13 protein-coding genes are annotated in these 13706 nt (G+C 51.7%); 7 read left to right on the top strand and 6 right to left on the bottom strand.

The window, feature by feature from the left end:
- Positions 1-51: 51 nt before the first annotated feature.
- The gene (gene lptD / locus CFF01_RS15095; RefSeq protein ID WP_088905346.1) at positions 52-2373 is read right to left on the bottom strand and encodes an LPS assembly protein LptD; all 2322 of its coding nucleotides are present in this window, start codon (positions 2371-2373) and stop codon (positions 52-54) included.
- 156 nt (positions 2374-2529) lie between these two features.
- Here lptD and CFF01_RS15090 point away from each other — a divergent pair, with 156 nt between their 5' ends.
- Genes CFF01_RS15090 through CFF01_RS15070 form a run of 5 tightly spaced genes read left to right on the top strand, consistent with a single transcriptional unit; the run spans position 2530 to position 6647 of the window.
- Positions 2530-3531 (top strand): aminoglycoside phosphotransferase family protein, encoded by a 1002-nt coding sequence (locus tag CFF01_RS15090; protein WP_088905345.1) that lies wholly within the window; start codon positions 2530-2532, stop codon positions 3529-3531.
- Entirely contained in the window at positions 3531-4247 is a 717-nt protein-coding gene (gene murU / locus CFF01_RS15085; RefSeq protein ID WP_088905344.1) for an N-acetylmuramate alpha-1-phosphate uridylyltransferase MurU, read from the top strand. The genes CFF01_RS15090 and murU overlap by 1 nt, the downstream gene beginning before the upstream one ends.
- The gene (gene djlA, locus CFF01_RS15080; RefSeq protein WP_088905343.1) at positions 4244-5020 is read left to right on the top strand and encodes a co-chaperone DjlA; all 777 of its coding nucleotides are present in this window, start codon (positions 4244-4246) and stop codon (positions 5018-5020) included. The genes murU and djlA overlap by 4 nt, the downstream gene beginning before the upstream one ends.
- A gap of 25 nt (positions 5021-5045) precedes the next feature.
- A complete protein-coding gene (locus CFF01_RS15075; RefSeq protein WP_088905342.1) occupies positions 5046-5672 on the top strand; it encodes an outer membrane beta-barrel protein in 627 nt (208 codons plus the stop codon).
- 21 nt (positions 5673-5693) lie between these two features.
- Positions 5694-6647, top strand: a complete 954-nt coding sequence (locus tag CFF01_RS15070; RefSeq protein WP_088905341.1) for a D-2-hydroxyacid dehydrogenase — start codon at positions 5694-5696, stop codon at positions 6645-6647.
- Positions 6648-6729: 82 nt separating this feature from the next.
- Here the strand turns inward: CFF01_RS15070 and purT are convergent, their stop codons facing one another.
- The 3 genes from purT to CFF01_RS19210 all read right to left on the bottom strand — a co-directional run bounded on the left by purT (position 6730) and on the right by CFF01_RS19210 (position 9586).
- On the bottom strand, positions 6730-7908 hold the full coding sequence (gene purT / locus CFF01_RS15065) for a formate-dependent phosphoribosylglycinamide formyltransferase (RefSeq protein WP_088905340.1): 1179 nt from the start codon (positions 7906-7908) through the stop codon (positions 6730-6732).
- A 363-nt stretch (positions 7909-8271) separates the two neighbouring features.
- The gene (locus CFF01_RS19215) at positions 8272-9054 is read right to left on the bottom strand and encodes a methyl-accepting chemotaxis protein (protein ID WP_198387071.1); all 783 of its coding nucleotides are present in this window, start codon (positions 9052-9054) and stop codon (positions 8272-8274) included.
- Positions 9055-9067: 13 nt separating this feature from the next.
- Entirely contained in the window at positions 9068-9586 is a 519-nt protein-coding gene (locus CFF01_RS19210; protein WP_198387064.1) for a PAS domain-containing protein, read from the bottom strand.
- Between the two features lie 318 nt (positions 9587-9904).
- Here CFF01_RS19210 and CFF01_RS15055 point away from each other — a divergent pair, with 318 nt between their 5' ends.
- Complete coding sequence (locus tag CFF01_RS15055; RefSeq protein ID WP_088905339.1) at positions 9905-11371, top strand: AAA family ATPase; 1467 nt, start codon at positions 9905-9907, stop codon at positions 11369-11371.
- A 15-nt stretch (positions 11372-11386) separates the two neighbouring features.
- Here the strand turns inward: CFF01_RS15055 and CFF01_RS15050 are convergent, their stop codons facing one another.
- Positions 11387-11926: a DUF4136 domain-containing protein gene (locus CFF01_RS15050; protein ID WP_088905338.1), complete on the bottom strand. Its 540-nt coding sequence runs from the start codon at positions 11924-11926 to the stop codon at positions 11387-11389.
- Between the two features lie 203 nt (positions 11927-12129).
- Here CFF01_RS15050 and CFF01_RS15045 point away from each other — a divergent pair, with 203 nt between their 5' ends.
- The gene (locus CFF01_RS15045) at positions 12130-12396 is read left to right on the top strand and encodes a DUF1289 domain-containing protein (protein ID WP_033537976.1); all 267 of its coding nucleotides are present in this window, start codon (positions 12130-12132) and stop codon (positions 12394-12396) included.
- Positions 12397-12406: 10 nt separating this feature from the next.
- On the opposite strand, the gene CFF01_RS15040 is transcribed toward CFF01_RS15045, so the two are convergent.
- Positions 12407-13699, bottom strand: a complete 1293-nt coding sequence (locus CFF01_RS15040; protein ID WP_088905337.1) for a sensor histidine kinase — start codon at positions 13697-13699, stop codon at positions 12407-12409.
- Positions 13700-13706 lie beyond the last annotated feature (7 nt).

Genomic DNA, 13706 nt, shown 5'->3' with positions numbered 1-13706 from the left:
GACTACAAGTCCGTATCTAGGTTCAGCTTAAAGCGCACTAAATATCAAAAACTAGTTTCTCAGGTAGAGTGGCTTGCGATAGTTAAAGAGACCATCGTTGAGCATATCCGATACACCTAGTGGGCCTGAGCCTCCCAATCCTTTGATCACAAAATTCAGGTAGAAGCCGCTTTCGAATAGCTCTCTGTCATCGAAGGTCGGATCCAGGTTGTCATCATAATTGGTTTTAATGCGGTAATGATAACTTAAGCGCACGGCCCAGCAACAAGATTCGTATTGAAATCCTGTGTAGCTCTCGACACTACGATTCTCATTGAGATCGTAATACCAGTTGCCGACGATATACCAGTTATCGTTGATTGGCCAAGCGGCACGTAAGCCCGTCTGCGACACATTAACAGATTCGTTGGTGTTGCTGTTAACTAAATCGGGCACGTATCGATAGCTAAATTGCATGAGCTTGTTGACCCCAGGCCTGAAATCCAGGGTGACTTCGCTCTTCTTGTTGTTTTTGTTTTCCGTGTCATATTGAATGGCACCACTTAAAAACCAATCGCTGTATAACTGGGTGTTGAGTTCGGCCGCTAATACAGAGTTGGAGGTGTTTTGCTGCTCAAATATCTGGTTAGGGCGCGAGGGTTCGGTGATCCCTACTTTACTGTCTTCGAAATAGAAGATCTGCCCTAAGCTGAACTTGAAACGCTCTAGGTTGTGCTCATCAAACAGGCGAGTGGTTAAGCCTAAGGTCATCTGATTGGCATCGGCGATACGATCTAACCCGGAGAAGCGACGATCCCTGAACAGGCCATAGTAGTCTTCTTGCAGCAGGGCGGTGTCATAGATGCCAATATTGGACTGATCTTCATATCCCACATACAAATACTGGAATTGTGGCTCCAGCGTCTGGCGATAGTTAATATCGAAGAAGTCGGTAAAACGCTCGAAGTTGATCTGGCCATGGATACGTACCTGAGGCAAGGTACGGCTGACCGAGCTGTCGAGTGGCTCGGTACCATTGTAGTTGGTGGTATCTTGCCAGTAGTTGGTTTGCATTAACTTAAGTTCGCTAGTAAGCGAACCTGCCGGGCCATGAATGGGTAGCGACACACTAGGCTCGATGTGCAAACGGCTGGCTGTAGCGTACTGGTTCTCTTTATGACGGAAGTTACTGGCTTCACCCAAGAGGTTGAAATCCAGCCCTTTCCACAGTGCAGGCGAACGGTAATTGAACGCTATCTGAGGCATCACCTGGTAAGGAGACTCATCTTCGCCCAACACCTTGATATCTTGCACCCTGGCCGAGAGATCCCAGTTGTCCTCGAAATAGGCTATTTCGCCAATGCGAGACAGTTGGTTGTCTGTGGCTCTCAAAACGTCCGATGGCAGATCATTGAAGTAGTTGTTGTCTGACACATCGGTAAAGTTAGCCAGTACTCGCCAGTTTTCGGCAATAGCGCCTTTATGCTGCCAGTGATAGAGGTAGCGATCGGCACGGTTTGGCACTAGCTGATCGTTACCCAGGTATTCAAGGTTGAGCTGGCCTTGCTGATCGGCGCCCGCGAGGTATCTAAATTCCGATTTTAAAAACAGACCGCGCGCCGACATGTAATGAGGCGTGAAGGTCAGATCATATTCAGGCGCAATATTCCAATAATAAGGGGTAGATATCTCGACCCCATTGGTGGTGCTGGTGCTGAAAAAGGGAAACAGGAAGCCGGATTTGCGCTTCTCGGAAACCGGAATCGTCATATAGGGTAGATAGAAAACGGGGACATCGCCTATTCTCAGCTTGGCATCCCAAAGCTCGCCCCACTCTTCACTGCTATCAATCTTAATGGTTTCTGCTTCCAGCAACCAAGAGGTGTCCCCTGGTGGGCAGGTGGTAAAGCTGGTGTTGGACAGATGAAGGTTGTTGTCCTGAGTAATTTCAAGGCTTTCCGCATCGCCGTGTATCTGCTGGCCGTGCATCCAATATTGGGCGCCGCTAAGCTTGGCACTGTTACTACGCATCTCGGCGCTGAGTGAGTCGGCCGTGACGGTAAACATATTGTCCTGAAACACCAGGTTGCCATTGGCATCCAGGCGCTCATTGGCTTGATCCAGCACGGCACTGTCGGCGGCGATATGGCGCCCGCCTTGACTAAAGCTCACATCACCTTCAAAGCTCGCCTTATCACCCATCTTGGCGGACGATGAGTCGGATACTATCTTTATTTGCTGCAGATTTAAGGGGCGCTCATCTGTGCTGGGCTCGGGAATAGGCACCGGAGGCAACACCAGGCACTGGGCACCGGGCGCGGGAGTGGTCTCTGATTCGTCTGCCAAGACTAGCTGCGGGAGTAGCGCCAATGCCAATAAGTAACGGATATGCATCTTTTATCGTTTTAGTGAATTCTTAGTCTAGACAAGTTATCGGTGAGAATAGTTGCATCCCCGTCGGGAAGCAACTTAGCAAAAGAGATAGAATCATCTTAATTGCTGTTTCTATTTTGCTTTATAATAAAGCAATTTTCTTCTAAGAGCCATGAGGTGCCCTTGTCAGATCCAAGATTTCTTGCCCTTAATTCATGGATAGCGCGAACTTTAGGCGATGATGCTCAGGTCGCATTGATTTCCGGGGATGCCAGTTTTCGTCGCTATTTTCGCGTCCAATTACCCAAGCAAAGTTTTATCGCCATGGATTCCCCGCCGGATCTGGTGCCCGTTGCCCCTTTTATTGCCTTAGCCAACGCCTATCAAGCGCGTGGGATTAAGGCGCCTGAGGTGAAGGCCGCCGAACTTTCCCAAGGCTTTTTACTGCTCTCCGACCTGGGGGACACTCAGCTGCTGGACGCATTAAATTCTGACAATGTGAGTCATTATTACGGTCGCGCTCTGGCCTTGCTGGATCAAGTGCTCACTATCACAGAGGCTGATGGCGAGTCGCTACCCGATTATGACGACGAGTTTGTCCTGCGTGAGCTAAACATCTTCCTCGAATGGTTGGTTCAGCATCACCTAAAGCTAAACATAGATGCTCAAGCGCGAGAGATGATAGATGAGTGCTTTGGGCTGCTTATCGACAATGTCGCCCAGCAACCCAAAGTGGGCATGCACAGGGACTACCATAGCCGTAATCTGATGTTGTGTGATGATGAGCTGGCGGTGATCGATTTTCAAGATGCGGTGATTGGCCCTATCACCTATGACGCCGTCTCTTTGCTGCGCGACTGTTATGTGCGCTGGCCTGACGAGGTGATTCTTCCCTTGATTGGCCAGCACTATCAGCAGATGCGCACCCTCGGGTTAATCGATGACACGGTTTCGCTGAGTCAGTATCGTCGCTGGTTTGATCTAATGGGGATGCAGCGCCACCTCAAGGCGGCGGGGATATTTTGTCGTCTCAACTATCGCGACGCTAAGCCTGGCTATATGAAAGATATTCCACTGACGCTGAGTTATGTGCGCGATATCGGTGCCCAATATCCCGAGTTTACCCCTTTCATCACCTGGTTAGACACCCAAGTTATCCCCAAAATGGGAGCCATGTAATGAAGGCGATGATTCTTGCGGCCGGTCGAGGTGAGCGTTTACGCCCCTTAACCGATACCTTGCCCAAACCCTTGGTGGCGGTGGCCGATAAGCCATTGATTGTTTATCACATAGAGCGGCTTGCCACCCTAGGAATAAATGAGATCGTCATAAATCATGCTTGGCTTGGGCATAAGTTAGAAGCGTATTTAGGCGATGGCAGCGCCTGGGGGGTTAGCATTCACTACAGCCCTGAAACTGAGGCGCTGGAGACGGGTGGCGGCATTAAGCGCGCGCTACCACTACTCGGTGATGAGCCTTTTCTGGTACTTAATGGTGATGTCTATATCGATAGCCTGCCTATGGTGAATGGTCAGCCTCTGACCCATGCCTTGGTGGCCGAGCTGATGCGCGAGCAAGAAGCCTATCTCTGGTTGGTGGATAATCCCGTGCAGCATCCTCAGGGGGATTTCGCCTTGGTTGCCGGTAAGGTGCAAGAGTCTGGTGAGCCCAAGTTGACCTTTTCCGGCATGGGGCTTTACCATCCGCGTTTGTTTGCGGGAACTCCCGAGGGGCGTTTCGCCTTGGCGCCGCTGCTGCGGCAAAAGATGCAACAGGGTCTGATCGGGGGCGAGCATTACCCTCACCTGTGGTGCGACGTGGGCACCCCCGAGCGTTTGCATTTACTGGATAGTGAATTAAGGGCGGCACAATCAATGAGTAAGGTTTCTCGATGAAGATTTGGGGTAAATTTTTTGGTTTTGCCATCGGCTTTATGTTTGGCCGTATTATCGGCGGCATCATAGGACTTTGGTTGGGGCATCTTTACGACAAGAAGCGCGGCCAGATAGAACAATTGATGGGCAAGAGCAGCGATCGTCAGGCGCTGTTCTTTAATACCGCTTTTGCGGTGATGGGGCATGTGGCCAAGGCCTCGGGTCAGGTGACCGAACACGATATTCGTTTGGCTACGGCCTTGATGGATCAGATGCGCCTATCGGGCGATGCAAGGCGCGAGGCACAAGCGGCCTTTACTCAAGGTAAGGCGGCGGATTTCGATCTTAAGGCGTCGCTACGCACCTTCAGGCTGATCTCTATGGGGAGACGTGAGCTACTGCAGATGTTCCTGGAGATCCAGATCCAAACGGCACTGTCCGATGCCCAGCTAGACGCCAAAGAACATGCCATACTCTTAACCGTGGCGCAGGAGCTCGGCTTTAGCCGCGAGCAACTGGATGACCTGTTAAAGCGTTGGCAGGCTGAGTTTAATTTTCAGCGCCAGGGCAAGCAGCAGACCTCCATTCACGATGCCTATGAGGTTTTGGGGCTGACAGAAGAGGCCTCAGATCAGACGGTTAAACGGGCCTATCGCAAGCTGATGAACGAGCACCATCCCGATAAGCTCGTGGCCAAGGGGTTACCGGCAGAGATGATGGAGCTGGCAAAGCAGAAGGCGCAAGATATTCAGGCGGCTTACGACAGAGTCAAACAAGAGCGCGCCCTGCGGTAATCACTGTCTACAAAAGGAGAGGGCGATGAAACCAGTATTGATGGTATTGATAGGATGTTTGGCGAGCTTGCTAACCGGAGCCGCCTCGGCGAAATCGGATATCTATATCGCCCCCTTTGGTGGTTACAGCTTTGGTACCAGCGAACTCGATGCCACAGACTTAGATACTAATGTCGAGGGCAGTATCGATATCGAGGCCGCGAGCCATTACGGAATCATGCTGGGGATGAAGACCCGCGATCCTGGTGGTGTCTATTTTCTATACAGCCATCAGAGCACGGATATGCATGCCGCAGGGATGTTTACCCCCAATCGACTTGCAAGGCTGGAACTGAATTACCTGCATCTGGGTGGATCGCTCTATTTCCCCAGAGGCAATTGGCGCCCCTATGTAACAGTGAGTGCGGGGATGACTCAAATGCGGCCATCGGGAGACTATTCCGATGAGTCACGCTTTTCCATGGGCATAGGTGGTGGCGTCGAATATCTTTTTAGCGATAACTTCAGCCTATTTGCCGATGGCCGAGGCTATGCCACTTTTATTAACAGTGATAATGCACTGTTTTGTGATGCTAACCGCTGTATCTGGAATATCCGTGCCGATCTTATGTGGCAGGGACAGGTCAATGCGGGTTTTAAATACACTTTTTAGTCGCTGAAACAGAGAGGTCCTATGAAGCTCGTTGTACTCGATGGTTATACCCTCAACCCTGGCGATCTCGATTGGCAGCCACTGGCCGAGTTGGGAGAGTTTCATTGTTATGACCGAAGTTCGCCTGATGAGGTGTTGGCAAGGGCGCAAGGCGCGCGGGTGTTGCTGACCAATAAGACAGTGCTAAACCGAGAGACGCTAAAGGCTTTGCCCGAACTTGAGTATATCGGCGTACTCGCCACCGGCACCAACGTGGTGGATCTTACCGCCGCCAGTGAGCTGGGGATTAAGGTCACCAATGTACCTGGTTATGGCCCAGATGCCGTGGCGCAAATGGTGTTTGCCCATATACTGCATCACACCCAACGCCTTGCGGATCATCATAACGCCGTGGTGTCTGGCGCTTGGTCCCAGTCGCCCGATTTCTGCTTTACCTTGGCGCCGCTTCAGTCACTTAAAGGGAAGGTGTTAGGGCTGGTAGGATTTGGGGACATCGGCGCTCAGGTGGCGTCCATCGCCCTGGCATTTCAGATGCAGGTGCTGGTCAATACGCGCTCGCCTAAACAGGGCATGCCGGATGGCGTGCGCTGGTGTGAGCGTGAAGAACTGTTTGCCGAGGCCGATATCATCTCCTTGCACTGCCCGCTGACGAGTGATACCGAGCAATTAATTAACCGAGAGCGCCTCCTTGCGATGAAGCCAAGTGCCATCTTGATTAACACTGCGCGCGGTGGTCTGGTGGATGAACGGGCATTGGCTGATGCCTTGCGAGCTGGCGAGATCGCCGCCGCTGGCGTGGATGTCTTGTCGACTGAGCCGCCAAGTGATGATAATCCCTTGCTGAGCGCCGTCAATATCAGTATCAGCCCCCATAATGCCTGGGCTACACTTGAGGCTCGGCAGAACCTGCTGGCCATTGCGGTGGCAAATCTTAAGGGGTTTCTGGCGGGAAGCCCTCAGCATCTGGTTAACTAACCGGGGTTTGATTTTAGGGCTTTGATTCAGAGCAGAAAAATAACAAGGGCGCCAGTTGGCGCCCTTTGGCTTATGGCTGCAATTAATCCAGCAGCACTTCGACTTGGCCTGCGACATTAAGGGCCTTGTCGATGGCCTGGTCAACCGTTTCGCCGCGGGCGAGCCCTACGCCGAGACGACGGCGACCGTCGATATCTGGTTTGCCGAACAGTCTCAGTTGGGTGTCGGGCTCAATCAGTGCGTGTGCCATGCCGCGATAGGCGATGTTGTGGCTAGTGCCTTCGGCAAGAATAACCGCCGAAGCCGATGGGCCATGATGGCTGATGTTGGCGATCGGCAGGCCTAAGATGGCGCGCACATGCAGGGCGAACTCAGATAGGTCTTGACTGATCAGGGTGACCAGACCGGTATCGTGAGGGCGGGGGGAAACTTCAGAGAAGTAAACCTCATCGCCTTTGATAAACAGCTCGACGCCAAACAGGCCATAGCCACCCAAGGCTTCGACCACCTTGCGACCAATCTCTTGCGCCTTGTCGAGAACCGCTGGGCTCATCGCCTGGGGTTGCCATGACTCGCGATAATCACCATCTTCCTGGCGATGACCAATCGGCTCACAGAAATGTATGCCATTAACTGCACTGACGGTGAGTAGGGTGATCTCATAATCGAAGGGCACGAAGCCTTCGACAATCACTTTACCGCCACCGGCGCGGCCGCCTTCCTGGGCATATTGCCAGGCCTTTAAGATCTGATCCTGGCTGCGGATAACGCTTTGTCCCTTGCCCGATGAACTCATGACAGGCTTGACCACGCAAGGTAGGCCTATGTTAGTCACCGCCTGTTCAAACTCCCCTTGGGTATCGCAGAAGAAGTAGGGTGAGGTGGGCAGTCCCAAGGTCTCGGCGGCGAGGCGGCGGATCCCTTCGCGATCCATGGTGAGTTGGGTCGCTTTCGCCGTGGGGATCACATTAAGTCCTTCGGCTTCCATCTCAACCAAGGTTTGGGTGGCGATCGCCTCAATTTCAGGGATCACCAGATGGGGCTTCTCTTGCTCTATGATGGCGCGTAGTGCTGCGCCATCGAGCATATTGATCACATGGAATCTGTGGCTGACCTGCATGGCCGGTGCGTTGGGGTAGCGGTCGACGCCGATCACTTCAACGCCCATACGTTGCAGTTCGATGGCAACTTCTTTGCCGAGTTCGCCACATCCAAGCAGCATGGCGCGCACGGCGCCTTTTGAATAGGGGGTGCCTATCATAGTGTGGGTACCTTTTGATGATGAGTGGGTCTCGGTCGGACCTGCTTCAATTATTTGGCGATTATCTTACCCTGGCAAGGAGGAGATTGAGATCTTTTCCGCCAACAAGTGTGTAGTGGATCAAGATTATTCATCCAATTAGAAAAGAAATATCAGCAGTTTATGTCTAGTATAAATACAGCGAGCTTGAAGGTGTCCTAGTGATATCTATGGTGAGGTCGACTAGCTCTGCCGTTTCAAGGAATCAATAATATTAAGGAGTGGGCCGTGTTTTTGGATTACTTTAGGCGTCACATAGCCTTGAAACATTAAAGCCCGCGATGCGGGCTTTATTTTTTGGGGAGTTAGTCAGCAAGTGGGTGGTTACCTGTTGTTGACCAGATTGTTGACAGTATCGGCGACCTGCTGCGCGCCATGGCGTATGTCATCAATCAAGCGTTGAGTCGTTGCCAGTTGTTGGTTGGACTGGGAAACCTTCTCCTGAATCGATTGCATTCCCCTTTCTGATACCTGAGTTAGCTGGCTGTTGCGGGCCACAATATGCTCGATATCCTGGGTGGCATTGGAGGTGTTGGCGGCGAGAGTTCTCACCTCATCGGCCACCACGGCGAAGCCACGGCCCTGGTCTCCGGCGCGCGCTGCTTCAATGGCCGCGTTGAGAGCGAGTAGGTTAGTTTGATCGGCAACCTTGGCAATAGTGTGCACAATTTGGCTGATCTGCTGTGACTGCTGTGCCAGTTCGGCCATGAGCTGAGTGGCCTCAGATACGGCGCTATCAATATCGTTGGCCAGGTTGGTGGCAGCGTTGAGCATCGTCGCACCTTGTCCTGCAATATCGACAGTTTCTAGGGCACTTTGATGAGCAAGTTGTGAAGCCTCATGCACCGCCTGCTGATCAATGATGCGAGGGGTGATGTCACTGGCCAGTTTGACAACGCGAACAACCTTTCCGGCATCGTCGAACACAGGATTATAGGTTGCCTCTAACCAGATGGGCTGGCCCTGTTTGGTGATACGCTCGAACATCCCAGATTCAAATTGACCCTTGGCCAAGTTTTGCCAGAAATGGGGGTGATCGCGTAAGAAGGTCTCGGTACAAAAGAGACGATGATGTTGTCCCTTAAGCTCCTTCAGGCTATAGCCCATGGTGCGGCAGAAGTTAGCGTTGGCATCGATGATCTCCCCCAGGGGGGGTAAATTCGATATAGGCCAAAGACTTATTTAATGCATTGAAAATCGCTTCTTGCTGTTCGGCCAGACGTTTCTTCTGGGTTACATCGCTGGCTATTTTGATCACCTTAGTGATGCGCCCAGTGTCATCGGGAACGGGCACATAGGTGGCCTCTATCCAGATGGTTGAGCCATCTTGATGTTGGCGCTGAAAGGTGCCGTGATTCGCCTGGCCTCTGGCGAGGTTTTGCCAAAAGTTGCGGTAGGCAGCGCTACCTGCCAGTGATGGACTGCATAGACGGCTATGGTGTTGCCCTTGGATTTCGTCCAGAGAATAGCCGATAACCGACAGAAATTGTTCATTGGCGGTCAGTATCTTACCGTCAATGGTAAATTCGATGTAGGGGGCGCTGCGTCGTATTGCCTTTAACATTTGGCTTTCATCGCACAGGGCTTGATACTGCTGTGCCTGTAGTTTATCTGTTTTGGTACGATTGAAACCAAACATCTGGGTATACCTTTATCGATTAGGTGAAACGCAAAGAGAAAACGATCTCAGGTGACTGAATCGTTATACATTATCTTAGGGATCTTGCGTGTATTGATGCCCTTGATTACGCGCATGAGTCCAAAAGCAGTTAATAGACGCAACAATTAGAGCGACACATTGATACGCACGGAGTGACTTTTTGGATCAGTGTGACCTACTAAAATATCCCTTGCCTGGTCGGCGTGATTGAATTTGCCCTAAGAGTGGGGTATCAATAGGCTCAAGCTGCATCCAGGCCTAAGCGACTTGGAGACGACACTTTCTTTAAGGACTTCTATGCAAGATATCAGGGATCTTACTGCTGTACTGCGCTCCAACACTCCGATAGTCGTGATTGAAACCTATGAAGAGCACCGGGTGATCGACCTGCTTAAACGGGTATCGAGCATCTTGTATCAACCGCTGTTTACCTGGAGTATTACCCAGGGCCTCACTCGCGCCGACGTAAAGATGGGCACCCAAAAGTTCAACACAGATCCTGGGGAGATCTTAGGCCAGATAAAGTCGACCAGTCAGCAGGGGATCTATGTGTTGTGCGATTTTCATCCTTTTGTGGAAAACGCTCCTAAGAATGTGCGTCTGTTAAAAGAGATCGCCCTCGAATACGAGGCACTGAAACATACGATAGTGCTGGTGAGCCATGCCTTCGATATTCCGCCTGAAATTAAACGCTATTGTGCCCATTTCTCTCTTTCACTGCCCAATCCCGCCCAACTAGAAAACCTTATCTATGAGCAGATAGACAAGGCGCGTAGCGACGGCTTATTACAGAGTGTCGATGAGGAGGCGGTGGCGAAACTGGCGGACAACCTCAGAGGGCTGACCTTCGACGATGCGCGGCGCCTGGCCCATAAGGCGATAGTCGATGACGGAGCGATCACCCACTCAGATGTGGATAGAATTAATCAAGGTAAGTTTAAGCTACTGGATATGGAGGGAGTGTTGCAGTTTGAGTATGACACCAGTGACTTCTCTCAGGTGGCGGGCTTACACAACCTCAAGAAATGGCTTTCCAAGCGCAGTCCCGCCTCAAGTGGTGAGCCAGGCGTCGAGCATCCAAAAGGGATCTTACTGCTTGGTGTGCAAGGCAGCGGTAAGAGTCTGGCGGCTAAGGCGGTAGCGGGCATGTGGCAACGTCCCCTGCTGCGTATGGATATGTCGGCCCTTTATAATAAATATATCGGTGAGACTGAGAAGAATCTGCGCAATGCCTTGGCGCTTGCCGATCTGATGGCGCCTTGTGTGCTGTGGATCGATGAGATTGAAAAGGGGCTGAGCAGTGGTAGCAGCGACGATGGCACCTCTAAGCGGATCCTCGGGGCGCTGCTGACCTGGATGGCCGAGCGGCAGTCAGAGGTTTTCTTAGTCGCAACGGCCAACGATATCAGTGCCTTGCCACCAGAGCTGATGCGCAAGGGACGAATGGATGAGATCTTCTTTGTGGATCTGCCTGACGATAAGGTGCGTCAGGCGATCTTCTTGATTCATCTGCAGCGCAGGGGGCTGGATCCCCTCTGTTTCGATCTGGCCAAATTGGCTCAGGCGAGTCAGGGCTTTTCGGGGGCAGAAATAGAGCAGGCGGTTATCTCGGCGCGTTACACGGCCAGGGCACTGGAGCAAGTGGTGTCTCAGGAACTCTTGGCTAATGAATTGATGAAGACGCGACCGCTCTCAGTCGTGATGCGTGAAAAATTAAATGTCCTACGCCAGTGGGCCAATGGGCGTACGGTGAACGCCCATTAATCGCCTTGTGGACGATTAGCGAGGCTGTGGTGGGAACTGGGCGAGGATCTTGTTGACCGTCTCCCGAGTCTCTTTGGCCTTCTTTTCGCCGCCATCATCGAAGTCAAATGCGTCGCTGCCTCGCCATACTAGTTTGTTGCTGGCGCTGTCGACGATATCGATCTGGATGATCTGCATTTTGTTGCTGTCGCTGCCCATTGGCACACCCACACTAGTCCCTACGCTTACGCCGCCAGAGCTGCCCCAACTGCCGGTTCCCAGACCAATAGAGAGCCCAGAGCGCTTAGGCTTGTCTACTACCTTAAAACCATAGGTCACCATAAATTGTGCTTGGTCGCTTGTCTGAACATAGCCACGTGCTGTGAGGTGTTCGACGATAGCGGTATCTATGCGTGAGGTGCTGAGCGGATCGCTAATATTGGCAGGCTTTTGCAGAGTAAATTGCTTCAAGTCATTAAAATTATATTTAATATCATAATCTTGAGTAGGTTTGCTGGCACAGGCGCCTAGCAGCAATGCCGCTAATGCTGGGATAATAAAGCGAAGTGAGGTCATAGGGTTCCCTAATGATGAAAAATTGATGCTATCAGCTTATTTACGCTAGAAATTTTAGTCTAACCTGATGAATAAAGTTTAGCCAGTCACTGTGAATTAGGTTATGTTTTAACTATAGGCTCATTTAGCGACCGCTTAAGTGGGCCATGGTCAGAGGTTCATAGATAACAGGTTCAAAAGGTAAAAGGTTGCGGCTATCCCTCATGGAACAGTTAGAGTTTTTCGAGATCCCAAGTCCCTGCATCGGTGTTTGTCAGACCGATGCCAGGGGCTATTGCAAGGGGTGTCTGCGCAGCAGAGAGGAGCGCTTTAATTGGCTGAACTTTTCCGATGCGCAAAAAAATGAGGTGATACGTCTGTGTAAACAGCGTCATCGTCGTCGCCGTCTGGCGCTGTTAAAGGCTAAGAAAACCGCCATCTTAGAGGAGCGCGCCGCAGCGACCCAGTCGCTGGACTTCGACATCGAATAAGGGGCTTATCTTACTGGGTTTTGTGTTTGAATTTAGCGCTACTCACCCTCGGCCAGATCAGAGTAAAGATGGTTTCTCCCGGTTGGCTCTGTAGTGTTACCTGTCCACTGTGTCTATGCATGATGCGTTTTATGATGGCCAGCCCCAGGCCGTGACCCTTGTTGCCATTTTGCACCACCTTGCTGCGATAGAAGGGCTCAAAGATCTTTTGTTGATCTTCCTCTGCGATTCCTGGTCCATCATCAATCACCTTAAGCTGTACCGACTTGTGATCTTGGCTAATAGAGATAGTGATCTCGCTGGTGGCGAAGCGCTGGGCATTAATGATCAGGTTTTGCAGGGCACGCTCTACCAGGGACGGGTCGCCCATCACCTTAAGCTCAGGCGTCTGAGCATTAAAATGGATCGCTATTTCGTGGTTGTTTTGTAACCGGCTGATAGTTTGCTGGGTAAGTTTAGTCAGCTCACAACATTCAAATTCCAGATCCTGTGGTTGAGATTCCAGGCTGGCGTAGGTAAGCAGCTCTTGCAGCAGGGTCTCCATCTCTTTTACATCTTGCTGTATCTCGTCGAGAAACGCCTGACGTCGGTCGGGATCCGAATCTGGCGCGCAATACTGGGGCACTAGAGCCAGGGCAAATTTAAGTCGCGCCAAGGGAGTGCGGATCTCATGGGAGACGGCATTAGAGAGGTGCTTTTGGTTTTCGATCAGTGCACTGATATGCCTTGCCATCTCATTAAAGGTACTGGCCAGGGGTTGTACCTGTGAGCGGTTCGACAGTTGTATTTGGGTATCCCATTTAGCCTGACCAAACTCCTTGGTCGCCAGTCGCAGCGTCTTGAGATCCCGGGACAGTGGCCAGACCCAGATCAGAGCCACCAGGGCGAGGGACAGGTAGAAGAGCAGGGTAAACAGGCCGCGTAGCTGCTCTCTGGGATCTATCTCTATGGGACCGGCCATTAGGATCTGCTGATCATCGACCCTGATAAAATGCAACTCATGCTCCTCATCGGGGGCGGTGATCAGTACGCTATCTTTGCTGAGAAGCTTGCTTTCGTTCATGGCGACCTGCTGACGGGGCAGTAGCCTTAGGGGGTAACTTTCTTGTGTCGAGAGTTGCTGCAGGAAGGCTTCGCGCTGTCCTATGGGTAGCTTGCCGATCAGCTGCGCCAAAGCGATCAGCGGCGCATCTTGTGCACCGCTGTCATCGACATTGTTTTGCCAAATACTGTCGAGTGTCCAGCCTATGCCGAGGAAACTGAGGCTCAGTAATAGGTATAGGCTGATGAAGAGTCGTTTCAACGCTGCT

This window comes from Shewanella marisflavi, from assembly GCF_002215585.1.
In the GTDB taxonomy this organism is placed as follows: domain Bacteria; phylum Pseudomonadota; class Gammaproteobacteria; order Enterobacterales; family Shewanellaceae; genus Shewanella; species Shewanella marisflavi.
The sequence above is the reverse complement of the archived record's forward strand: the minus strand, read 5'-3'. Positions and strand labels throughout refer to the sequence as shown.